Origin of the sequence: Paraliobacillus ryukyuensis (assembly GCF_003315295.1) — a bacterium.
In the GTDB taxonomy this organism is placed as follows: Bacteria; Bacillota; Bacilli; order Bacillales; family Amphibacillaceae; genus Paraliobacillus; species Paraliobacillus ryukyuensis.
The window spans coordinates 1-23,958 of sequence record NZ_QNRI01000013.1; the positions used below are offsets into that span (position 1 = coordinate 1).

General features: G+C 37.2%; 22 protein-coding genes and 2 pseudogenes. 15 read left to right on the plus strand and 9 right to left on the minus strand.

Going from position 1 to position 23,958, the window contains the following annotated elements; translation table 11 throughout:
* From DES48_RS15980 to DES48_RS14140, 3 genes and pseudogenes are all read left to right on the plus strand, one after another.
* Positions 1-630: pseudogene (locus tag DES48_RS15980) on the plus strand (hypothetical protein); the annotation flags it as partial.
* 17 nt (positions 631-647) lie between these two features.
* Positions 648-1,037 (plus strand): hypothetical protein, encoded by a 390-nt coding sequence (locus tag DES48_RS14135; protein WP_113869983.1) that lies wholly within the window; start codon positions 648-650, stop codon positions 1,035-1,037.
* A gap of 439 nt (positions 1,038-1,476) precedes the next feature.
* Positions 1,477-1,659, plus strand: a pseudogene (locus DES48_RS14140) (recombinase family protein); the annotation flags it as partial.
* A gap of 209 nt (positions 1,660-1,868) precedes the next feature.
* Here the strand turns inward: DES48_RS14140 and DES48_RS14145 are convergent.
* Positions 1,869-2,063: a hypothetical protein gene (locus tag DES48_RS14145; RefSeq protein ID WP_113869984.1), complete on the minus strand. Its 195-nt coding sequence runs from the start codon at positions 2,061-2,063 to the stop codon at positions 1,869-1,871.
* 568 nt (positions 2,064-2,631) lie between these two features.
* Here DES48_RS14145 and DES48_RS14150 point away from each other — a divergent pair.
* A complete protein-coding gene (locus DES48_RS14150) occupies positions 2,632-4,317 on the plus strand; it encodes a methyl-accepting chemotaxis protein (protein ID WP_113869985.1) in 1,686 nt (561 codons plus the stop codon).
* Between the two features lie 395 nt (positions 4,318-4,712).
* Here DES48_RS14150 and DES48_RS14155 read toward each other — a convergent pair whose 3' ends face one another.
* Positions 4,713-4,937, minus strand: a complete 225-nt coding sequence (locus DES48_RS14155; protein WP_147232418.1) for a hypothetical protein — start codon at positions 4,935-4,937, stop codon at positions 4,713-4,715.
* A 488-nt stretch (positions 4,938-5,425) separates the two neighbouring features.
* Here DES48_RS14155 and DES48_RS14160 point away from each other — a divergent pair, with 488 nt between their 5' ends.
* From DES48_RS14160 to DES48_RS14175, 4 genes are all read left to right on the plus strand, one after another.
* A complete protein-coding gene (locus DES48_RS14160; protein WP_113869987.1) occupies positions 5,426-5,926 on the plus strand; it encodes a hypothetical protein in 501 nt (166 codons plus the stop codon).
* A 484-nt stretch (positions 5,927-6,410) separates the two neighbouring features.
* Positions 6,411-7,364, plus strand: a complete 954-nt coding sequence (locus tag DES48_RS14165; protein WP_113869988.1) for a response regulator transcription factor — start codon at positions 6,411-6,413, stop codon at positions 7,362-7,364.
* Between the two features lie 153 nt (positions 7,365-7,517).
* The gene (locus tag DES48_RS14170; protein ID WP_113869989.1) at positions 7,518-8,366 is read left to right on the plus strand and encodes an ABC transporter ATP-binding protein; all 849 of its coding nucleotides are present in this window, start codon (positions 7,518-7,520) and stop codon (positions 8,364-8,366) included.
* A complete protein-coding gene (locus DES48_RS14175) occupies positions 8,366-9,061 on the plus strand; it encodes an ABC transporter permease (RefSeq protein ID WP_113869990.1) in 696 nt (231 codons plus the stop codon). The genes DES48_RS14170 and DES48_RS14175 overlap by 1 nt, the downstream gene beginning before the upstream one ends.
* Before the next feature lie 231 nt (positions 9,062-9,292).
* Here DES48_RS14175 and DES48_RS14180 read toward each other — a convergent pair whose 3' ends face one another.
* Positions 9,293-10,999 carry a sensor histidine kinase gene (locus DES48_RS14180; RefSeq protein ID WP_113869991.1) on the minus strand — a complete coding sequence of 569 codons (1,707 nt, stop codon included), beginning with the start codon at positions 10,997-10,999 and terminating at the stop codon, positions 9,293-9,295.
* Positions 10,986-11,702, minus strand: coding sequence for a response regulator transcription factor (locus DES48_RS14185; RefSeq protein WP_113869992.1), 717 nt, complete (start codon positions 11,700-11,702; stop codon positions 10,986-10,988). Before DES48_RS14185 ends, DES48_RS14180 begins: the two co-directional genes overlap by 14 nt.
* Positions 11,703-11,850: 148 nt before the next feature.
* Here DES48_RS14185 and DES48_RS14190 point away from each other — a divergent pair, with 148 nt between their 5' ends.
* From DES48_RS14190 to DES48_RS14200, 3 genes are all read left to right on the plus strand, one after another.
* A complete protein-coding gene (locus DES48_RS14190) occupies positions 11,851-12,543 on the plus strand; it encodes an ABC transporter permease (protein WP_113869993.1) in 693 nt (230 codons plus the stop codon).
* Positions 12,544-13,449, plus strand: a complete 906-nt coding sequence (locus DES48_RS14195; protein ID WP_113869994.1) for an ABC transporter ATP-binding protein — start codon at positions 12,544-12,546, stop codon at positions 13,447-13,449.
* A gap of 237 nt (positions 13,450-13,686) precedes the next feature.
* The gene (locus tag DES48_RS14200; RefSeq protein WP_170126229.1) at positions 13,687-14,418 is read left to right on the plus strand and encodes an SIMPL domain-containing protein; all 732 of its coding nucleotides are present in this window, start codon (positions 13,687-13,689) and stop codon (positions 14,416-14,418) included.
* A gap of 578 nt (positions 14,419-14,996) precedes the next feature.
* Here the strand turns inward: DES48_RS14200 and DES48_RS14210 are convergent.
* Positions 14,997-15,455: a GNAT family N-acetyltransferase gene (locus DES48_RS14210; protein WP_113869996.1), complete on the minus strand. Its 459-nt coding sequence runs from the start codon at positions 15,453-15,455 to the stop codon at positions 14,997-14,999.
* A 507-nt stretch (positions 15,456-15,962) separates the two neighbouring features.
* On the opposite strand from DES48_RS14210, the gene DES48_RS14215 reads away from it, so the two are divergent.
* Both DES48_RS14215 and DES48_RS14220 read left to right on the plus strand, forming a co-directional pair.
* Positions 15,963-16,571, plus strand: coding sequence for a hypothetical protein (locus DES48_RS14215; protein ID WP_113869997.1), 609 nt, complete (start codon positions 15,963-15,965; stop codon positions 16,569-16,571).
* Between the two features lie 21 nt (positions 16,572-16,592).
* Positions 16,593-16,835 carry a hypothetical protein gene (locus DES48_RS14220; protein WP_113869998.1) on the plus strand — a complete coding sequence of 81 codons (243 nt, stop codon included), beginning with the start codon at positions 16,593-16,595 and terminating at the stop codon, positions 16,833-16,835.
* 641 nt (positions 16,836-17,476) lie between these two features.
* Here the strand turns inward: DES48_RS14220 and DES48_RS14225 are convergent.
* Complete coding sequence (locus DES48_RS14225; protein ID WP_113869999.1) at positions 17,477-18,100, minus strand: spore coat protein; 624 nt, start codon at positions 18,098-18,100, stop codon at positions 17,477-17,479.
* Positions 18,101-18,341: 241 nt separating this feature from the next.
* On the opposite strand from DES48_RS14225, the gene DES48_RS14230 reads away from it, so the two are divergent.
* The gene (locus DES48_RS14230) at positions 18,342-19,211 is read left to right on the plus strand and encodes an arginine deiminase family protein (RefSeq protein ID WP_113870038.1); all 870 of its coding nucleotides are present in this window, start codon (positions 18,342-18,344) and stop codon (positions 19,209-19,211) included.
* 33 nt (positions 19,212-19,244) lie between these two features.
* Here DES48_RS14230 and DES48_RS14235 read toward each other — a convergent pair whose 3' ends face one another.
* Positions 19,245-20,000, minus strand: coding sequence for a YqcI/YcgG family protein (locus tag DES48_RS14235; RefSeq protein ID WP_113870000.1), 756 nt, complete (start codon positions 19,998-20,000; stop codon positions 19,245-19,247).
* A gap of 188 nt (positions 20,001-20,188) precedes the next feature.
* On the opposite strand from DES48_RS14235, the gene DES48_RS14240 reads away from it, so the two are divergent.
* Entirely contained in the window at positions 20,189-20,602 is a 414-nt protein-coding gene (locus DES48_RS14240) for an RDD family protein (RefSeq protein WP_113870001.1), read from the plus strand.
* A gap of 157 nt (positions 20,603-20,759) precedes the next feature.
* Here the strand turns inward: DES48_RS14240 and DES48_RS14245 are convergent, their stop codons facing one another.
* The gene (locus DES48_RS14245) at positions 20,760-22,988 is read right to left on the minus strand and encodes a cell wall-binding repeat-containing protein (protein ID WP_113870002.1); all 2,229 of its coding nucleotides are present in this window, start codon (positions 22,986-22,988) and stop codon (positions 20,760-20,762) included.
* Positions 22,989-22,991: 3 nt separating this feature from the next.
* Entirely contained in the window at positions 22,992-23,783 is a 792-nt protein-coding gene (locus DES48_RS14250; RefSeq protein WP_113870003.1) for a hypothetical protein, read from the minus strand.
* Positions 23,784-23,958: the final 175 nt, after the last annotated feature.

Sequence of the window (23,958 nt, forward strand, 5' to 3'; positions counted from 1 at the left end):
CTTAAAAATGGAGAGATCCAGTTAGAAGGACCAGAACCAGATGTAGATATAGGCGTGGAACAAATTTTAGCAGCCAAAGATGGTTACGATTATTTCACTGGAAAAGAAATATCTAAAATTCAATCTGCGACTATCATATTCGGGGTGGTATTTTCTGGTTTTTCTTGGAGAGGAAGTAGACGCTTCTCTCTTTCTAAAATGCAAGTTAGTAAGATAAAGAATAATGTGAAAACCACAAGTAATTCTGTTAATGGTAAAATAAATAATAAAGCAACAGTTACGAAGGGTACGGGTAAAAATCCTTCAGCTTTTGCAGATCGTGCTAAACTAGAAGGACATTTTGATAAACATGGGAAGGAATTTGACCGATTATATAAAAATGCCGACGAGTATCTTGAAGGTGCAAAAGAGGTTATTAATAATGGCATAAAGGTGAAGTATGAATATAAAGGTGAAATGAGGACAGGATATGTAAAGTTTATAGGAAATAACAAAAATGGTAAAGCAAAGTTTGAATTTGTAGGTACTAATAATAACGGAGATATTACGACCTACCACACTCAGAGTGGCAAAAAAATTTGGAAGACCATTAATGGTGAAAATATTCCAGTGATTAATCCAGCAGAGTAGGAAGGGAGGATTTATTTATGGCGTATACGGCTCTTGTTAAAAGGCTAGACCCACAAATTGAGGAAGAAGTGATAATTGAGATAGAGGGTATTGAATTTACAGGGTTTGCTTTTATTTGTCCTTATAAAATTGAAGTAGGAAAAAGTTATCCTGTATCAATAGGATTTACTATCTTAAATGAGTTAATGATTCGTGAAATCCAGGGAGAGAAGAAAGAAATAGAACGTATTGGTTTGGGTTATGAGTATTATATAAGAGGTTTGTTACATGAGGATAAAATTGATGCAGGATTAGTTTTTACTGACGAAGATGAGTACTTCTTTGATTATCCTGAATTGATGGATAAATATATTGAAATAAAAGTTGACAGAATAAGTATAGAATTTTTAAGGACAACTACTGATTAAAAGGAGAAGAAGTTTAATTTCAAAGTAATAATACTCACAATAGTCATATAGCTAGCTGTAAAGCACTTGATTGCCATATCGGACATCAAGTGCTTTTTAGTGAGTTATAGACAATACAAAAAATGCTTATGAAATTCATAACTCATGATGGTTGTACCATCAAGGCATTCTGTTTTAATACATGATTTGTAAAAATAATAACGATAAACAGGTGAGATGACATTTTACACGGCAGGGGTAGTATGACATGGAATAGCTGACAAACTAACGAGAATAACAAAGCTCGTGGCGATAACAATGGGTGAAGTATAAGAGTGTTTCCTTTACTTCTTTGGCTTATAAATAATGGGTTGTGTTTTTACAAGAGACGGTCGTATAATACTGCTATTCGTTTAAAAGCGTTACATAAATTTAATTTTCGTAACGGAAGGGTGAAAAGTTGAACGTTGTTGGGTATATACGAGTCTCCACTCAAGGGCAGGCAAGAGATGGATATAGCTTGAAATATCAAGAAGAGGAAATTAAAGCATATTGTAAGGAACAAGGCTTGAACTTGATACATATCTTTAGAGACGAAGGAAATAGCGGTGCCAGACTGAATGAAGATGAAGTATTAATAGAAGTATAAATTTTATAGCTTACAATGGATTTATGGTACAAGTCTAGAATGGTACTTAAATAAGTTTTTGGAGATGCCATTGAATTCCACAACATTTTTAACTGTTTTTTGTTTGGTTTTGACGCAGTGAAATCTTAATTCAATAGATTGTCTGCAATATGTTGTGGTAGGGACTTTGAATAACGCTTTTTCTTTCGACGAATGTGCTATATTCATAAGACGATAAATACGTTTGTGATTAAAGAAGGATCAAATTGGCGGTTCATATTCATGGTCATACGACGACCCACATAAATCGCATTCACTTTTTGATGAAGATTTTCCATCTCTTCTAATAAAGTTTTATTTAGTTTATCATCATCTGTTGGTATTCGATTTAACCATTTGTAACAGGAGGCCCGTGCCACCTTTGCTATCTCGCATCATAACATAATAAAAAATTTTCTTTCTCGTAAAGTTGTTGAATTACTAAATAGCGATTTTCTAAACGAACACGGGTTATGCCCGCCCCTTTCCATCCCCTCTCACTTTTTTTAAAAAGCATTCTTGGCTCGCAGACGTTCATTCTCTTTTTCTATACGACGTATCTCTAACTTCATTTTTTCTTCCGTAGATAATTCTTTTTCTTTTTTAGTATGACCACGTCGGTCTTGTAATGCATCCTATCTACCAGTTTCATATTTACACACCCATTGATAGACTCGTTGGTAAGATACTTGATTGGCTAACGCCTTTTTATAATAACCCTTTGATTCTAGCATAACTTTTGAGCAACGTACAAAATATATCATGAACCATTAGATTAATTTACCACTATAATTTTGTCTAAATTTGTCGATATAAAGTGTAAACCTATAAATTACTTTTTGAAAAGGATCAATTCCATCTGAATATCTAGATAGCTCGAAACAAGCTACTAAAAGGTTAATGGAATGTTTCAATATTTTTTAAAAAATTCAGAAAGGCAGATGATTAATGAAAATTAAGACAAAGCTACTAATTATTATCTCTATTTTATTTTTTTCTCTATTATTAATAGGAGGCTCCTCCATTTTCATCAATTCCTCTACAATCAAAAAAAATGAAATTTTAAAGGATAAAATGGAATTTCAGAATGAAATCAAACACATCCAATATAGGTTAGCCGGCCTATCCAATGACGAACGTGGATTTATTATTACCGGGGAAGAAGATTTTACGGAGGGAATGAAAGAGAAGTCAGATGAGATTTTTTCCACTTTAAAAGAATTAAAGTCATTGGTACATAACCAGGATTATTTAAAGAATATTAATGACATCCAGGAAAACTTCTCATTATTTTGGAATATGAACCAGGAAGTAGTATCTCAGTTTACCTTAAATCCAGAACAAGCAAAATCCCTTCACTTTGGTGAAGAAAGAACACTTAGAAAAGAAGCATTAGATCCAGCTGTAAATGCATTGGTAAATCAATTGGATAAGGATGTTGAAAAATTAAAAGAAAATGTTAATACGTATGCATCTGTAAGTGTAGGGCTAATCGTATCAGTAACAATAATCACAATCATATTAGGAATTATTTTAAGTATACTCCTTCTTAAATCCATCATGGTACCTCTAAAGGGACTAAATAGACAACTTGAAGAAATTGCACAAGGAGATGCTGACCTGACCCAAAAAATTGCTGTTAAAAGGAAAGATGAGTTTGGTCAGCTTGCTACATCATTTAATACTTTTGTTGATTCATTGGCAAGTATAATAAAGCAAATCAGCAGTTCATCCGAACAAGTCGCTGCATCATCAGAAGAATTATCGGCAAGTGCTGAACAGTCAAAAGCAACATCTGATCAAATATCACAATCAATGAATGAAATAGCTTTAACGAGTACTAGTCAAAACGTTACCACAGAAAAGAGTTCTAACTCGATTTCAGAAATACTCGATAGCTTGTCTGGTGTAGCAGACAATACTGGCGACATTGCAGAAAACTCTTCTCTAATGAGAGGAAAGGCTGAAATGGGAGCATCCTCTTTGAATATGATGTCAGAACAAATGACATTAATTAATCAATCTGTCCAAGAAGCTGAAAATGGCTTAAGGGTATTAGTCAACAGCACAACCGAGATTAGTAATATTACCTCACTCATTTCTGCTATCTCGGAACAAACAAACCTTCTTGCTTTAAACGCAGCTATTGAAGCAGCAAGGGCCGGGGAACATGGGAAAGGTTTTTCTGTTGTAGCAGAAGAAGTTCGTAAACTTGCTGATGAGACAAATAAATCAGCAAGTCATATAAAACTCTTGGTCTCCAATATCGAAACTGATTCAACCGATACTTCAAATAATATTAAAAATGTCCAACAAAATGTGGATTCAGGTATAAATTTAGCTTTTGAAACAAAACAACAATTTAGTGAAATATTAAGTCTTATTGAACAAGTAACCTCTCAAATTCAAGAGGTTGCTGCTGCAACGCAGCAACTAACTGCAGGAGTTGAAGTTATTCAAAATACCTTTGCAACACTAGAAATCGGATCCAAAGAAATATCTTCCAGTTCTGAGGAGGTTGCTTCAGCAACGAAGGTACAATTTGGATCAATGGCAGAGATATCTCATGCAGCTGCTTCTCTTTCATATTTGGCTGAGGATTTACAAAAAGTTGTAAGTCGCTTTAAGTATTAAAAGATATACCAAAAAGCAGTAAAGAAATATGATCAACTGATCAAGTTTCTTTACTACTTTTTAAATTGGAGGCTCAATTTTGAGGAGAAAATCACTGCTAAGATTGTTGCTCCAGCACATCGGGCAAAGAGACTTGGACTTATTTATATATGGGGATTAGTTCTTCTTCACTTGTGATGGGAGGCCACTTGAGATTTTAGTTTCCGATACATTTGATTGGTGCGCTGTCTGATTCGATCGGTACACATAAGAGCATCTTAACAGTCATTATTTTATTTGTGGCTGTCTTCTTCTTATTGCCAATCACTATTTTTTTACTTGTTTTATTTATACCCATTATAATTATCTGGGCGGCATTAAGCTGGAGTGTATCTCCACCACAGCAGAACTATTTCTTACAAACTCAAATTTTGCTTTCCCTTACGAGAGTTACCCATAAACTTTATATAACCTGTTCGAGTTTCACCTTTATATTGACATCCCACCTTTATGCCACTAGTCATAACTTCCTTAGCACCTTGTATATTTTCATTACTATAAACACCATGGAATTCTTTGTTTTTAACAGCATGATTTTCAGAATGAGACTTTAGTAAGTCTCTAGAAGCAAAATTACCCACCCCCTTAGTAATTCTTTCTTTACTATTAATTGAACCATGCACATGTTTGTTTGTCGTTTTCCTATTATTTCTGAGCTTAGTAGCTTGTACTTTACTTATCTTTAAACTTCTTCTTCTCTTTCAAGAAAAAGAAGAAGCCATTCTGCTATAACGATACTTGAAGCATGTGATCCTGATATTTTTTCACCTGTCCAATACTGGTTCTGGGCGTTCCAACTTGATCTCCCCCTTTTTGATGGCTTCCTTATAAGCTACCGTAGCTTTAGCTGCCTCTCGATCTGTTTCCCTATCTGGTAATATAGAACATGAGGGTAATATGGATGTATCATATCCCGGTTCATATGAGTAAGTAATGTAGGAATATTGAATATTGATGGCGAAGTTTGTTTATTTGTGAAGGATTTAAAAAGTAACAAATAGATGTATTGTCATCGGTATTTGGTTATGCAGCGTTATTAATTCAAAACTTTAGATTGAGGAGTGAAAAAATGAAAGCCAGAACCTATAAAATAATAATCAAATTGTTCAGTCTTATTTTATTAGTAAGTTGTGGAAGTGTTAATAAAATGAACTTTTATGAACAAACAAGTAGTACAGAATTAAACGAGGAAGTAAATACGATTAAAATAGGTTCAAGTGAATTAGAAGTGAAAGAAGTTTTGGGAGAACCGGATTCTACTGAAGAAATAGAGAATGGGACACAGTTAATTTATGGAGATTCAACAGACAGCAATCTGGAATTTCAAATTGAAAAAGGTACCATACAACGTTATTTTTTCTCCGATGAACAATATAATAAAAACAAGAATGTAGCAATCGGCAGCACTAGACAAGACATAATTACGAAATATGGGGAAAATTATTATACACGAGATGATTCAGGTACTGAAGTTTTAGGTTATTTTGATAAATATAAAGGAATAGATATCGAATTTTCACTAGATGAAGGAAAAATTATTGGTATTGAAGTATCAAAGATTAATATATAATGTTCTTTTTTTGACAGAAGGTGTGCTATTACATGAAATCTAAATAGTTCTATATAAATAAAAACCTGGCTTCCCCGCCAGGTTTTTATTGTGAAGAGAATTACCTTATATAAAATCACCTAACATATGTCACAAATATAATAATTGGAAATATTTTTTAACCATTATTCAAAATTAAACAATACGGGATAGTAACACCTGTAAAAGTGGCTCATGGTCTGAGGCGGTTATAGTAGACTTATTAATTAATAGCAGATCCAAGAGGTTAGAATTAATGAGTCAATCTCTCTAACGATTTACATTCGAATGTTTCTCAAGGCATTAAAATAACAACGAAACAAACATAATATTGTTTATGCTTGTAGGCTCTTACGTTAACAAATCTATTAATAATAGCTCGCTATTGTAACCAACTTTTCACTCGATTTCCATGCTATAATGAAACAAAGCTAAATTAGCAACCCATTTAATAGGAGTCTACAGTATGATGAATTTTACAATAAACAGAGAAATAATGAATAGTGAGTTACTTCCACCCTTTTCCCTTACTATTGAAGGGGAGCATACGACTACAATATATAGTGATATGGAGATGCAATTAGAATTTATCAAGTCGTTACAAGATACAGAGGATGTTAAGGTCTTTGATCTTCAAGAAGGGCTATATCAACGGCTAACAGTAGAAGATAATATTGCTTTTTTTCGGAAATGGTTTAGATCTAAAATGTCTCTTCCTGAAGTCCTCGTGATGTTTGAGTTGCAATATAGTGCAAAAAAACCTTTATATAAGTGTTCCAAGTCAGAAGTTCGTCGGGTGTATTATGCAAAGTATTTGATGTCTGGTGTTTCGCCGATGCTTTTTCATGAGCCGGTTCAAGGGGTAGATGTGAATACAACGAATTCATTTATTCAATTGTTGCAACGGTTAAAGTCGTGTCATATTCCAGTCCTTGTTTTAGTATCGAATCTGGAACATGCCATTATGCTAGGGGATGTTGCGTACAAGCTTCATCAGCATGCACTCTCACCAGTAGAAATGGATGAGGGAGAAGATGAAACAAAAGAAGAAGCAGATGATCTAGGTTTGAAAAGGCATAACAATCTATTTAAAATACCGGCCAAAGTAGATGATAAGGTAATTCTTTTTGACCCTTTGGAGATTGATTATATGGAGAGTCAAGATGGCAAGGCAATGATTGTCGTAAATGATCAAACATATGCGATGGATACGACACTTGCAGAGATGGAGAAACAATTAGAAGTTTACGGGTTTTATCGTTGTCACCGTTCTTATATTGTTAATTTACAAAAAGTCCGTGAGATTATTACATGGTCAAAAAATACATATTCCTTACGTATTGATAATAAGTCCCAGTCTACCATTCCGTTATCACGAACAAAAATTCAAGATATCCAGGAGAAGTTCAGCCTAAAATAAGTACTGTTCAGCTCTCATAGTGGTATGTTCACCTTATTTTTATTGGGAATCCGGTACATTTTAACGATGCTATGGTACATTTCGAACGAATTTGGCTGCGTCCCTTATGAATCTCTCTTATGATGAGTGTAGATCATTGAAGGAGGGATTCGATTGGAAAATTCAATTGAAGTTGTGGAGATACAGAAGACATTTCAACAGCAAACAGCTATAGAAGATGTGTCTTTTCAGGTGAAGAAGGGTGAAATTTTTGGATTACTTGGCCCGAGTGGTTCGGGAAAAACAACGACGATTAAAATGTTAACAGGTGAGCTTGGGCAAACAGTGGGGAAAATAAAGGTGCTTGGGATGGAATCCGATCAGATCGGATCTGCAGAATTTAAAGCGAAGATAGGCATTCTGTCCGACAACAGTTCGTTATATGAACGATTGACGATCTATGATAATTTGAAACTATTTTGTCGGCTGTATAACGCACCGATGCGTCGGATTGACGCTATTTTGCGTGATGTGAATTTGCACGGAGAGAAAAGTAAAACGGTTTCCAAGTTGTCAAAAGGAATGAAACAACGGGTATTGCTGGCTAAAGCGTTGATTCACGAGCCTGAACTTGTGTTTTTGGATGAGCCGACATCTGCATTAGACCCAGGAAATGCAGCGCATATTCATCAAGGGTTGCGCAGATTGAATGAAGCAGGAACGACGATCTTTATTACCACGCATAATATGGAGGAAGCAAGTGCGTTGTGTGATCGGGTTACTTTCTTGAATCACGGTAAAATAGTAGAGCTGGATCGACCGGGAGAGTTGCAATACAAATATTCGACGCATGCTTTTCATGTGGAAACGTTTGATGGTGAACAATTGGTGATCAACAATACACCAGATCAAGCAGAGCGCATTAAGGAACTTATTGCGACGAACCAAATGAAAGCAATACATACGGATGAGCCTACATTAGGACAGGTCTTTCTGAAAGTGACTGGGGAGGAGTTAGTGTAATGAATGTACAACGAGTAAGTGCTATTTTTGAAAAAGACACCAAAGACTTTATGAAAAATACGATGCTATTAATGATGCCGGTAGTGCCAATATTTTTAGCGTTATTATATAAACAAATGAGCGGTGGGGAAGCATTTCCAACATTCTTACTGTACTTGGTCGTCGGGATTAATCTTTCAACTGTAACTACAGCGGGTATGATGACGATGATGGCAGAAGAAAATGAAAAAAAGACATTGCGTGGGTTGATTCAATCACCAGCTTCTATTGTTGATATTTTAGTCGGTAAGAGTCTTGTCGTTGGTTTGATGAGCCTTATTACATTAATCGTAAGTCTATTTATTATGGGTATTGAACCGTTGCTAAATCTCAAATCAATACTAGCTATTATATTCTTGTTCTTTTTCTTTTTGTTCTTAGGAATAGGAATTGGATTGTTTTCTAAATCTGTCGCTGCCACATCAGCTTACATCATGCCCGTTATGCTTTTATTTGGCTTTACACCGATGTTTGAACTTCTGGGGATTAGTGAAGACAGTATCGTTATTAAATTTGCTGATACATTTCCCGTGATGCAAGCGATCGAATTGACAGATGGTAACAGTTGGTTGCCGCTAGGTATCATAGCGATTTGGGTGTTAGGTGCTGGATTGTTTATGTATGTTTGCTTTAAGAAGACGATGACAGATGATTGATCGCTTCTATCTTTGTTATGATAACTGATAGCCAATAAAAACTCATCTTTAAACCCAAAAATATCCTTAAAGAGTGTTTGCTTTAAGGATATTTTTTTAATATGTTGAATCTATGAAACAGTTTCAACATGTAACGATAAAAAATTTAATTATGAGATAAGTGGTTTTATACATTTAAAAACCAGTTGCATAGAATATTGCTTCTTGCGACTGGTTTTTTAATAGTAAGCTCTATACAACCGGTAATAATATCCTTATCGTCGTTCCTTCTCCTGGTTTACTTTTCACATTAATCGATCCATCGTGTAATTCGATTAATTGTTTAGAGATTGCTAGTCCGAGTCCTGTGCCGCTAACGGATTCAGTGGTGCTGGTTCCGCGATAATAACGGGTGAATAAGTGTTGGACAGTGGCTTGGTCCATGCCGACACCTTTGTCGCTCACTTTAATAACAATGACGTGTTGCTCGATTAGTTCCGTTGATATGGTAACAATAGTGTTCGGTGGGTTGTAATTCAATGCATTAGCAATTAAATTATCCATGATTCGTTGAAACCATCTCTGATCAATCGCTGTGATCAATGCTTGTGTTTCTGGTTGATAACGAATTTCTTTGTCTGAATGATTCGGGTTATTGATGAATTGCAATAGGCTTCTGCGAATACATTCATTCAAGTCTGTTCGTTCTTTTACCATTGGTATTTCATGATTCTTTAATTGATAGGTTACGTTTAGATCATCAATTAGTTCTTTCATATAATCGGATTTCTCGCCAATGATGGTAGCGAAATCTCTCATTTCTGTTTCACTCCATGTATAATCAGTTGATTCCATCATGTTGGCATAACCTTGGATGGAGGCGAGTGGTGTTTTTAGATCGTGGGAAATACCACTGATCCATTCGTCTCTTGACTTAGCGGTGCGCACACGCTCGGCTTCTCGTTTTTGTAAAATGGTAGTCAATTCGGTCAATGTGGCAATCACATCTTGATAAAGCCGGTATTTCCGCTTGATATCTCCATTTCTATTGACTAAAACGGAGTGGCCGGTGTGTTCGTCGATAGGAGCTTCATAGATGCCTTGTCTTAGGTTCTGCATCCAACGCATAAAGGTCAATAATGGTGAGCTGAATTTATGCGCATACCAAAGCGTAGCTAATAACAATAATAGTAACAATAGAATGGTAAAAACAATCACACTATTACTGACGGTGCCGTTAATGTTAGTTTCTAACCTGGATGGGCTAGGCGCTTTTCCAACGACTAACGTCAATTGGGAAGCTGGATCAAAATAACTTGCTTCGTGCTGATACTCCAGCTTTGCATTAGCGGCAATGACATCTTCGGTATCATAGGAGTCGGGAGCGCCGTTTCCGTATTGATCGACAATATTTCCAGCATGATCAACAAGGATCGCCCAACCGTTATGCTGCTGGAAGCGGGGCACCATGGTCGAAGGGAGTGCTAGTTGCTGTTTTTCCCAATCGACATCTCCCTTTATCTCTTGTATGAGATCTTGTTGCCAATTGTTTGTTCCAAGTACAACGTAATAATAATCTTCTAATTTGAACGGTGCAACGAGCCAATATGTGGTGGCCGTACCAGAAGCGAGTAATGTATGTATATCTGTGTCTTGTAAGTTAGCTGGCGCATGGAAGGCGTTCATCACTTCGCCTGTCTCTGTGACAACAGCGAGCCATGCATCTTGTTCTTCTGCCAATGTTTTTAGTTCTGGGTCAAATTGTGCCTGCTGTTCCTCGATTGTTACTCGACTCTCAATGAATGTCGTACCAGCCTTGGTTAAGTCATTATAAGATTCCATTTGTTGTGACAAATAACCAAATAGTGCAAAACTGATAGATAGTAAAACAACTAAAAAGATAGCTAGGAGCAGTATCCGACCAAGAAACTGTATAAGAAAGCGTCTATAGATTTTCATTCGTACCACCTGTTGGAACAAATTTATAGCCAAGTCCTCGTACAGTTACAATAGATTTTGGTCTGCTTGGGTTTTGTTCAATTTGTTCTCGTAGTTTGCGGATGTGTACCATCACAGTATTGTCTTCTCCTAAGTATTGATCGCCCCAGACTTGCTCATATAACTGACTTTTACTAAAAACTTGATTAGGATGCTGACAGAAAAATAATAAGAGATTATACACTTGTGCTTGGAGATTAACTTTTTCTCCTGCAAGGCTAACTTCAGCGGACAATGTATCGACGACAAGGTTGCCGTATGTATAAGTCGTCGTCTGTGGTGCGGGGATATCTCCTTGTTTTCTCCGTAAATGTGCCTTCATGCGTGCCACTACTTCCAATGGATTAAATGGTTTGGTGATGTAATCATCTGCACCGACGGCAAAGCCTGATAATTTGTCCAAGTCGGTGGTGCGAGCGGTGAGAAAGAAGATCGTTGCATTGGATATTGCGCGTATCTTCGGACACACTTCAAACCCATCTTCGCCTGGAAGCATGACATCCAATAGAATAATCGCGTACGCCCTGCGCTGGCAAAGCTGGATTGCTTTTTCCGCAGTAGTAGCAGTATCAATCTGGGTAAAGCCTTCTTTTTTTAAAATTGTTTCGAGCATATGTAAAATCGCTTGTTCATCATCTACAATTAAGATTGGTGATTGTTGCATAACGACACTCCTGATTTATAGTCTATAAATGTATCATACCATTTCATAACAACATATTAGGCTAATTAAGGAAAAATTAAGGTGGAAGTTGTTTGTTGTTAAGCAACGCGTATTATACTAGATGTACCGAAACAAAGGAGGAGAAGCTATGCTCGCTATCTGTAAAAGAGAATTTATTCAATCATTTAAAGGGTTTAAGTCAATTATTGTTATTGCGATATTTTTACTAACAGCCTATTATTCAAAAAGTTTTGCTGATCTATTGCTGTCGTTAAATATTGATTTTACCAGTGAGGAAAAGCAAATTATCCAGACAATTGGGATTTCATTTCTAATTATGTTTTTTGGCATGTTGTTTGTAATGGGGTTATCCCATGATACGATCAATCGAGAAACGCACGAGCGGACGATACGCTTTTTAGTCACACGTACGTCGCGTACCTCGATTATTGTTGGTAAGTTTTTGGGGATCTCACTATTTTGGTTTGCCTGTTTGCTCGCGTCTTTCGTGATTATCAGCATCTTTGTTCATGATTTTGATTTTATTGTGCTATTTCAATCTACTAGTTTAGCGGTCTACTATAGTGCGTTAACGGTTTTATTATCGGTACTTATTCCGAAACCAGGATTTACGATGTTCTTAAGTGTGGTACTCGGAATCGCATTCCCAATTTTTAATGGTTGGCTGGTGTTAACGACAAATAACTGGGTAAGCTGGTTGAAGTATATTTTCCCTTTTTATTATTTAGATGAAGTGAATGGTATGTTTTTGGTTGTTTTTCTACTAGCTGCAGTGTTTGTAGCTATCGCAATACTTGCCTTTAGAAGGAGGGAATGCTAAATGTTGGCGATTGAAACGAAGCAATTATCGAAGTCATTTTGGAAAAATAATGTGGTTAAACAAATTGATCTCCAGGTCGAAAAGGGGGAAATATTAGGTTTCCTTGGACGTAATGGTGCGGGAAAATCAACGTTTATTAACATGTTAACTGGTATTCTACCACCGAGTTCAGGGTCCTATGCATTATTAGGAGTGCAAGGACCAAATAATGCAGTAAAGAAAGAAATTGGTGTGATGCCAGACTATTCTTCACTTTATGGTTCGATGACCGCCTTGAAGCACTTGCGTTACCTTTCAGAGGTTTCCGGGAAAAAGGTATCGCAAAGTCGTGCGATGGATGTGTTACAGCTTGTCGGGTTAGAAGCACATGCCAATAAAAAAGCGGGCAAATTTTCATTCGGGATGAAAAAGAAATTGGCGATTGCTCAAGCGATTGTGCATGATCCACAGTTGATTTTCTTAGATGAACCGACATCAGGACTAGATGCAGAATCGGTCATTCAAATCCATCGATTGATTCAGCGATTGCATCAGCAGGGAAAGACAATTTTTATGACATCGCATAATTTAGATGAAGTTGAAAAAATCTGTTCACGCATTGCCATTATGAAAGATGGGAAAATCCGCCGAGTTGGTACAATGGATGAATTGCGTGCGTACTATCAATCTACCATCACTGTTACCATGAAGCATGCACCAATTGCCGCAACCGACTTAGCCACACTTGAGCCGTGGCTGAAGCAAGTGGGGGCACAGTTAGAGATGGAAGCATCGCATTTCACCATTCAAGTAGAAAGTGAACAAAAGATCGCTGAAATCATTCGTGCACTTGGGAGTTACAAAATTGACATTTACCGTGTAGATGTAGATGAGCCTTCATTAGAGGAGATTTTTTTGGAAGAATAGGTAGTTTTTCACCGGAGTGATTTTCTGTAAATTACGGTGTGTTGGGTTAGAATAGATAGGCTATAGACAGGTATTTTCCTATGAGTTACCACTTTATCTTAGTATGAGCTAGGGTAGGGTGGTTTTTTCTATAGGTATGAAATAGTTACTACGAAGAATGTGGGCACGTATGGCAGGAGGTCAGAATATACTAGTATAACTGCATGTTCCAGACATGTTAAGAAAGGAAGTTAAATGATGATGCAACCAATGTATGTGCCGAATCAGGCAAATCGTACGTATACCTATCCGTATGTTTACCATAATCGTTTGTCTCAACCGTCTCAGCGTGGGCAAGATTATACCGTTAGCGTTACGGGACAGCATGAGATTTTTGCCAAACCAGACCAAGCACGTGTATCGATCGGTGTGGTAACCGAAGATAAAAATGTGGAGACGGCCCAACAACAAAATGCCACTATCGCGAACCAAGTCATTGATGCGCTGGCCACGATTGGTATCACAAGCGAGCAAATCGAAACGGCTGCGTATACGATCCATCCATTGTATGATTACTCGGATAATAACCAAGTGTTGCGCGGGTATCAAGTGCGCCATCTATTTACGGTGGTGGTAAGTAATCTGACCAAAGTTGGGGAAGTCCTTGATGTGGCAACGCAGAATGGGGTTAATCACATCAATGATGTGGAATATGAACTGGCAAATCCAACGATCGTCTATCAAAATGCGCTCCAAGAAGCTACTTTAAATGCCCGAGAAAAAGCAGAAAACATTGCACGGTCACTGGGCTTATCAATCAATCGGATTCCCTTACGGCTGTCCGAGGAAAATGTGTCGTTTCAACGTCCGCGATATACCGCGCAAGTGTTAAGCGCATCGACTGATTCCGTTACGCCACCAGTACAAGAAGGAGATGTGAAGGTGACCGCGACTGTAAGAGCGGTGTTTGCATATGAGCGGTTTGATTGATGGGGCGTTGTGATTATTTTAGTTTCAACAGGGTGCTAGTGTATTGTGACTACGCGTCCTGTTGAAGCAAGGCTTTTACGTTTTTAACTATAATCATGTAATAGAATAAATGGCTTGCTCGGCCCCAAAACGGATAATTTTTCGTTCCAATTTCATGCCTAATCGTTCTAAAAGCTGACAGGAAGCCTTATTCGCTGTTTGGGTTTCGGCAATAACTTTTGAAAGTTGTAAATTGAATGAATGATTGTTTGAACTACCTCACTTGCAAACCCATCTCCCTACCAATTTGGTAAGAATTGATAAGAGATCTCGAGGCCGAGACCATCATGATGAGGGTCAAGCGACACTAATCCAATAAATTTAGCTTGTTTTTTTCTTTAACCACCCAATAAAAAGCGTCACCATTTGAATTAAGCATATCGTTAAATATGAGTTGAATCGTATTTTCTTGACGTATGCCACCAAGAAATTTTCTTACTTGCTGGTTCATTTATAAATTTTTTACATCATAATAATCGGATTGTTGCAAAGGAGGCATCAAACATCTTTTTCTAACATAGAAATCCCTCCCCCGAAAACTAATATGTAAACTCCATCGGCTCCGTACTAGGAATATAACCATTTTTCTTGTAGTAATTAATCGCTTGATCGCTTGGCCATACAATGACAAACTCATAGTTATTTGCTTTTATCCAATTGTTTATCGTTTGGATAACCTTACTCCCTACCCCTTCGTTTCGATATTCTGGAATGGTATATACGTTAGTCATATACGCGAATGGATACGTAACTCTACCAGGCCTCGGCACTTTATGTATTAATTCGATGAATATATGAGAAGCAATTCGTTCCTCATCTTCCGCAACCCAAATAAACCACTGATTACTAGTTAGTGCATGTGCTAAAAATGTATGGAACTCCTTTTTAAATGCTTCATAGAACGCTTCATTTTTGCTCGGATCATATTCAACGGTCATATCCCATCGCATTTTTATTAATTGATCGATGTCTTTTGCTTCAGCAAGTCTAATGTTCATTTATTCCGCCCCTTTATTTATGTGGTAGATATATTATTCTGATTTTAACATAAAATCACAAGTGTGCTTTGCCTAGTAGTGAGCATAAAAAGTGAATAAATATAAAGGAGAATAGAACGGAAAAGTAGAAAACTAGTTGTGAGGATATTTTTTCGTTAAACAACTTTTGGGCATTATTAAACGCGCATATGGGATAAAACGTAGGTCGTGCAGCGTGAGATTTGTGCGATAAAGCAGATATAGCATAAAACAGAGGTCAAGCGAAGTGAGATTTTATTAAAAAAGTAAGTTATCAAGCCAAAGGCTGTGCAAGTATAATTATTCGAGATTCAGTTAATGCTGTTCAGTGATTTTTAACCACGTAAGCAGTCAACCGTAATAGGATTTTTAATGATGTTGATCGGATTGTCTTTTGGTATATACGGAAGTTTTAAAAGTATTGATAAAACAGGATTGATATGAGAAAGTGAGATCCAGTGGTATTTTTAAGAAATTGGGAGGAGAGAGATGCAAAATTTACTAATAGCTATTGTTGTTGGTTTTATAATTGTAATAGTAATGATCGGTAATAAAAAAAGGAGTAAAAATGAAGCGGAGGAGAAGTACACAAAACATAAGCGGGTACTGTTGTGGTTATTGGGAATTAATTATATTGGATTTTTAAGTTTTCAGCTTGCTGGTCTACAACCCGTTATGGGTATGCATTTTCGCCTTGCTGAAATGATGTCTGGTTTTGGCAACATCGTAATTTTTGTTGCGATACCAATTGCGATTTTTATTTATCTGGATCTACTATATACATACTTCACTAAAAGAGGCTTACAAAAACCAACCGCATCAACCGTGCGTAAAGCAACTTTCATAGTTATAACAACAGTTGCTTTTGTTTTTATCATTAACTCTCAATCGCAGGACGTTTTTACTTATGGGGTATTTGAAGTTCAGCAGAAAAACCATGAAGATGGAAAATATTACTTAGAATTAGAAAAAAGAAAGATTAGAGTTTCATCTAACGAGTATCACCTTATTGAAGAAAATGAGCAGTATGCAATAGGGTTTCGTTGGCATAAAAACAATCCAAACATTGGTTACTTAAGGACGATTGATCCGAATTAAGGTAAGGGGCAGGGGGCGTTTGTGTGGGCAAGGTTTAGTGGATACAGCGGTGGTTATGCTTATTATAAGGAGATTTCAAATGTGATTACAGGTATTATTTCTTTAATTTGCATTTTTCTATGGATTGCATTTTCGAAAGAACTTGAAAAACCTTCAAAAGAGAGGAATAAGCTGAATTTGATTGCTTTAATATCTGCTGGTGTTTTATCAACATTAATAATAACCGTCTCCCTGTTTCAAAATCTCCAATTATACAAGACGTAAGGTGGTTAGTCGGAAAAAATTAAGGAAACCCTTTGATGAGGTTTCTTTTTTCAGCGAAAAATCATTGTTTAAGATTAACAGAGCCTGATTATTAAAACTAACCTAGCGAGAGTGGAGATTTGTGCTATATCATCATATATAGATAAAAACTAGCCTAGCGAGAGTGGAGATTTGTGCTATATCGCATATATGGAATAAAACTAGCCTGGGCGGACCGGAGATTTATGTCATATCATCATATATAGAATAAAACTAGCCTAGCGAGAGTGGAGATTTGTGCTATATCGGCATATATAGAATAAAACTAGCCTAGCGAGAGTGGAGATTTGTGCTATATCGGTATATATAGATAAAAACTAGCCTGATCGGACCGGAGATTTGTGCTATATCGGCATATATGGAATAAAACTAGCCTGGGCGGATCGGAGATTTATGTCATATCATCATATATAGAATAAAACTAGCCTAGCGAGAATGGAGATTTGTGCTATATCATCATACATGGAATAAAACTAGCCTGAGTTGATAGATGATTTGTACCATATCTTCTCATGTATCAAGTAAATCTAGACTAGCTAGCCCGAAGATTTATACAATATAAAATGCTAAAGGGAGTGCTTCGTACACTCCCTGCCTGAAAACTAGTGTGGCATGTTTGGTTGTTGTGGTGCTTTTGCATAGCTATTTAACATGGTTTGCATGTCTTGCTCATTCAGCCTAGGTGTTTGGTAGTAGCCGTGTTTGTTTTGATATAAGAAGATTTCGTAGCTTAGTTCAATGAAATTGTGCACACTGTCTGAAATGACGCGTCGTAGGACGGGGTTGGTCATTTCTAAAGCGGTCATCGTTAATAGTGAAGCTAAAGATTTGGTGTGACCGAGCATGTAGGCGGACAGCCCTTGATCCGATAGCTGATTTGTTGACTGATTTGGTTTTTTGGGTTGGCCTACTGTGACCCCGTAGACGATTTCGTTGCTTTGTGTCATTTGATATTCTTGGGTTGGCACGGTTGGGTCTTGGCCTGTGGAGAAGCTTTCCACGATTGTGTTGTACATTTGTGTAACAAAAGTATATTGGCGTTGCGCAATTGATTTTAATTCTGGGTCTTTTATATGTTGCTCGTACATTTGGTATTGATCGAGCATGGAGATAATTCCAGCGATAATTTCATGGGCATCGAATACTTCATGCCCACCATGATTGGTAGTTTGTTGCATATTTGATGGCATCTGTTGGCCGGTTTGTTGTATGTTTTGTTGTTGCATATGCTTTTCCTCCTCTTAGTTCTTCTTTTATGCAATCCTTAGCTTTTCCCTATACGATTGTTTCATGCATAGAATCAAGATACAGGTCGGATGCATATTTATAGCCGTTTAAGAAAAAACTTAACGTTAGATCGTATGTCACTTTTTCATTTATAGAGGAGGAACGGCATTGTTTTCATTTGAACCAAATTGTTGGTCAGAGCATGGGCAGCTGGAGGCGGTTTTACTCTGCCAACCATCGATGTTAAGTGTTCCGGATTTACAAACGGCTGAAGATGTGAAATGGAGCGCGCCGGTTAACCAGCAGAAAGCACAGGAGCAGTTTCACACATTACGGCAAACGTTAGAAAATATGGGTGCTGACGTGATTGATTATGCGACATATCTTTCGGCGGAAGATCGGGCATTAAGTGACCAGCTCATTAATCGCTTTTATGTTCGGGACTTGGCATGTGTATTCGGTACGACTATCCTTCCTAGTCAACCAATGATTTCGATGAGAAAACCGGAATATGTGCAGGCGCACTTGTTATTTGAACAATGGTTTCCTGAGGCGTTTTCGATCGATGATAATGATGATTTTCGCGCATTAGAATATGGCGATGTGCTCGTCTTAAATAAAGATGCTGTCTTTATTAATGTCGGGATGCGGACAAGTATGGAAAGTGTTGCCCGGATCAAGGAAAAAATTTTTCAAGCGGGGTTCTCTGAAATTGGCATAATTGACTTGCCACGTCGTTCAGACACGTTTCACTTGGATATGAATTGTAATGTTGCTGGGGAAGGTGTAGTGGTGGCAAAAAGCTATTTGCGTTATTTTCCAGTTGAAATTATCACAGAAAGCTCCGTGCGTTATGACATGACTGCAGACTTTCTTGATCGGCATGGCTTTGAGGTTTATTGGCTTGAGAAGTATGATACAAATCCGGATATCAATTTTTTTAATATAGATCCAGAGACAATGTTGATTAGCAAACAGACACATAAGCAGATGCTGAAAAAACATCCGAAGCTAGCTAAGAAAAAATTCATTGCAATTGACGTATCAGAATTAGAAAAGGGCGGTGGAGGTATTCGTTGCATGACACTGCCCCTTCGAAGGAAATCGTAATAAAAAAACAGCGGATCCGTGGTCTGCTGTTTTTTAGTTTGAAAAGAATTTGTCTCGCATGCGATGGAATGGACATTTGGACGGACTGGTATCATCATCACTGATAAAATATTGTTTCCATTCATAATTGTCTTCATTGCCGTACCATTTTAAATCCGGATGTCCTGGAATCCCATCATATTTTACTAGGCGTTGTCGGATGACGTTTTTAATTTTTCGTCCAAACGGTGTCTTTTCATTTATCTCGTCAAACACCCAGCGTGGTTGGAATGCCAGTAAAAAGCAAGGAAAGTGACGACTTTTACGTGTGTCGTGCGCAGGGGTAGCACAAAACGCAAAGTACGGTTCCCCATCAAAGCAAAACTCCCATTTATGATGATGCGGATCCGTTGGTATGTCCGCTGGCCACGCTTTTTCATCAAATGTGGTCATATGGTTTAATAGTGACCAAAACAGTTGCCGAAACCCTTCTACATCATAGTTTTCCAAGATCGCTTTAGGTGTTTCACAAAATACAACTAGTGATGCGAATTTTCCAGTATCACGTGAACATTTTCCATACGCTTGTAGTGTTTTTGCCAGTTGTTGCGCTGCTTCGGTGCAACGAGGATCGCCAATAAAACAAAATCGTAAATTGTTTGTTAAAAATCCTTGCCGACCAGGTACACACGGATACGTATTGGTATCATCTGCAATGGTGGACACAAACGCTTGATAGGCGTCCCGTTGCCATTGTGGAAGTGTGTGCGCGTGTTCATCTAGCCATGTTTTTTGCATGAGTGCTGCCATTTCATGTGCCTCCTTCTTCTATTTTTACTGTATTAACGAAGAGGGCCATGGGTGTCTGTCCGTAAAGGTATCAAAGGAAATTCCCCGGTTCTCAGGAGCAATGACCTATGGTAAACTTTATTTATCAGAATTTTCCATAAGTGTGGTTAGGGTTATTATTTATAGATGAAGGATAAGGAGATGTTGGTATGGGGAGAATGAACGCAAGCTTTGGTAGGAGGTTGGTGGCTGATTTTCTGGATTTTTTTGTATTTAGTATCCTTAGTTTCATGATTTTCCCTTGGGCAATAGAAAGTTATCTAAATGATTGGACCGACGGATTGTGGTGGAATTTGCTATATGTGTTGTATGGAACGATTGTACCAGTGCTATGGGGTGGCTATAACATTGGGAAACGCATACTGAGAATTAAGATAAAACGAATAGATGAAGAAAAAGTAACATGGAAAAATATGATTTTAAGAGAAGTGATCGGCAAAAACGTGATTGCATATCTAACATTTGGGATTACAACGATTGTCAGTGTGTTTATGATCATTTTTCGAGAGGATAAAAGAGCTGTGCACGATTTGATTGCTGGGACTTATGTTCGTTATGACTGATGCAGTCAATGGCGATCCCTTATCTACCTAAGGAGTGTTTCGTGTAGTTAATATGAAATAAAGATAAAACCTACCCAAGTCATTTGATTGGATAGGTTTTTACGTGTTTTTTATTTGAAAAGAAAACATGGTGCGTATCTTTGTTTTTTTTTACTACTTACTTTAATGTTTGAAACAGTGTTGTTCTTATCGTTTCTGGTAGGATACGATAGCCACCTAAGATGTTTATTTTAGGACTTGCTTCAGATTCATTTATCATGAAATCCACAACTGATGGTGGTAACGTATTATCATTAATTAGTAGTATTGGGGAGCGACTGGTTGCGGCGAGAGGGGAACCTGGTAATGCATCAACATAACTGTTCCCACTGGCAAAAAAGATATCGGAAAAATTTAACGCATCTTTATAGTATTTCGCTATCTCAACACTTGTTTCATAGCGGTCGCTACCCTTTACACGTTGTATGGTTTGTACGCCTAGGTTCTTAAGCATGGTTTCAACATTTTTACCTATCGCTGCTTCTCCACCAATAATAGTCACTTTATCAATATCATTTTGTTCTACGAACGTTATTAGTTCATTTGGAAGCTGTGTTGGTTTGGATAATAAAATAGGAATTTGACTTATCCCTGCATAAGGAGCAACGGATAAAGCATCTGGGCTATCCATACCTGTAGCCAAAATCAATTCATCCTTTACCCCCACTTGATTAGCAATACTAACAGCAGTACCGTATCTAGTATCTCCGGAAATTCGAGAAACGGAATATCCTTTATTTTTTAGTTGATCTTGAACGGATTCTGATATTGCTGCTTTTCCCCCAAGAAGATATATTTTTGTCGGAGCTAGCCGATCGATTTCAATATCTATATTTTCAGGTAATTGTGTTGATTTTGTGAGTAATAGCGGTGCTTGAAGTTTTTTTGCTAAGACACTGCCTGCTAGTGCATCGGCAGGTACATCACCTCTACCAAGAACGATTGTATCCGCGTTTCCTTTCCAACCTTCATTTGAAATAAAGGAACTTGTTTCATACCGATTTTGCCCATAAAGTTCTTGTAAATCAAACTTTCTTAAATAATTTCCTGAAACAAATCCATTCTTTCCGTCAGTTAACTTAATAGGATACCAATTATGATTATCAACATGTATTGGCTCACCGGTTACTTTTACAACTGCGTCTTTTTTTAAGGTACGAATGATAGTCCCACTCAGTGTAGCACTCGATCTAATATTCACAGAAGTGGTTGTTACGCCGTGTGTTCCAGTTCCATAAGTTTTGCCATCTAATTTATTGTCTATCCCGTTTAATGCTGAGGTATAATAATCCCAAGTGTCAGGTGTTTCGTGGTACAAAGCCCATGAACCAGTGCCTTTAATTCCATATTTTAAAGGGATACTCAGTTTAGCTCGAATAGATGGTTCATTCTCATACCAAATGATATACTCTCCCTCTGTTAAGTTCGTGTTCCCAACAAAGGTATTCTGTCCTTTCGGTATTGTAAATGTTGCAAAGGGTGATTGCGTGTTTTGATCAAAATGAATCTCTCCATTGAACTTTGAAATTAGTGGAGCGACTCGTGTACTTGATAGACCCAATCCCGTTATATGCTTTCCTTCTAAATTAGTAGACCCATCTAGTTTCCACATTCGGCCATAAAAAGGTAAACCAGCGACAATTCGACTTTTAGGAACGTCTTGATTAATGGCATACTGTACGGATCGTTCAAAAAAAGATAAGCTTGATACCGGCCCAATCGGACTATCCGGTGATTCCCAGCTCTCATCATATGCCATAATCATGAGATAATCTGCATATCTACCTAAGTTATGATAGTCATAGAACCCATGCCATCCAGTTGACCATCCGTTGGGATTGGCAGCAACAGCCACAGAAACCTCTTTGTCATTAGGAATGTACTGTCTTAATAATCGAATAAAGTCGGTATGCGCATCTCGATAGACATGGTTAACGCCTTCAATATCTACATTAACACCATCTAAATTATATTTTTGGATAGCGGCGGCAACATCTTTGGCTAATTGTTCCCGATGTTGTAACCCGTTAATTCCCGCTGTTGAATCCCAATGATTTGCTAAGAAAGGAACCACTTTAATGCCACGATTATGCATTTCTGAAATGAAAGAAGTTTGAAGTCGCCATGTTATGTCCAATGCCCCTTCTTTTGTAAGGTCAAAGTAATTGGGTGAAACGACATCTAAGCTCCCCTTTGTTTTATCTACTTGGTCAACGTAGCTATTCAAAGATCCAAAGTAAATATATGACATATTAAAGAAGGTAGATTGTGAATTGGTCGGGCTACTACATTTCATCGTAATCAACAGAATGAAAATAAAGGAAAAAATCAGTTTTCTCCTCATCATTGGTTACTCCTCCTCACTGATTTCATTAGGTTTAGCAGAAAAGCGATAACCAATATCTGTAGGTTCAATTGTGTAACGTAATTGATAGTATGGAAAAGAAACGGCCTTAACGTTCGTTAAATCAGCATCAGGTCCCACACCAATTTGTTCAAAAAAATGATCGACATCATGAATTTCAACATTAGGATGTAGGATTTTCACTACTTGTTCCCAACTTGAAAGCATGGCCAATACGTCATCTTTTGTTTCGATGTCACTGATGATGTCCAATTGTTTAATAAACTTTCCCTCTACAAAAACGTGTAATTCCAGTTGGTTTGATAGATGTGCTTTTAAATAACTTCCTTCTTCATTTGATGCTTTTTCAAGTTTTTTTATATATAAGTTAGATGATTGCTCATCTGATAGGGCATTCCATCTTTCTTTAAAATGCTGAAAGGGAAGATTAGTAGCTTTGTTTGTAGTTTTCTGTGTATCGGTATGTTGTTCAGTTTCTAATTCGTCTGGAACGAGTTCTTCTGTAGGTAACTGATCTGGTATGGTTTGTTGTAATGAATGATGATCATTTGGAATTTTATCCATTTTGTCGTTATCGTGTTTTTGTGGTGCTTGTTCTGTTGTATTTGGTCGTTCATCCATATTTCTATAGGGTGTTTGATCACCTTGTTTTTCGGTAGATAAATCGATAAATGGGCTTTTCGGCTGACTATCTTCATTTTGTTTTAAAGTTGAACATCCACTGATTGTGGTCAAAAAAATAAGAGAGAATAATGCGGTAGTAAGTAATTTTGACAAGTGGCATCCATCCCGTCTGTTTTGTTGTATACATAATTACTATTCTTTTTATCGTTTGAAAAAGGCAGAGGTTTATACACAACAATTATTTCTAATTTTTGAAAAAATTAAGGAGAGTGTGTTGTAACTATTTTGCTAGTTACAATAAATGAATGGTGTCCAGTTTGTTTAACTG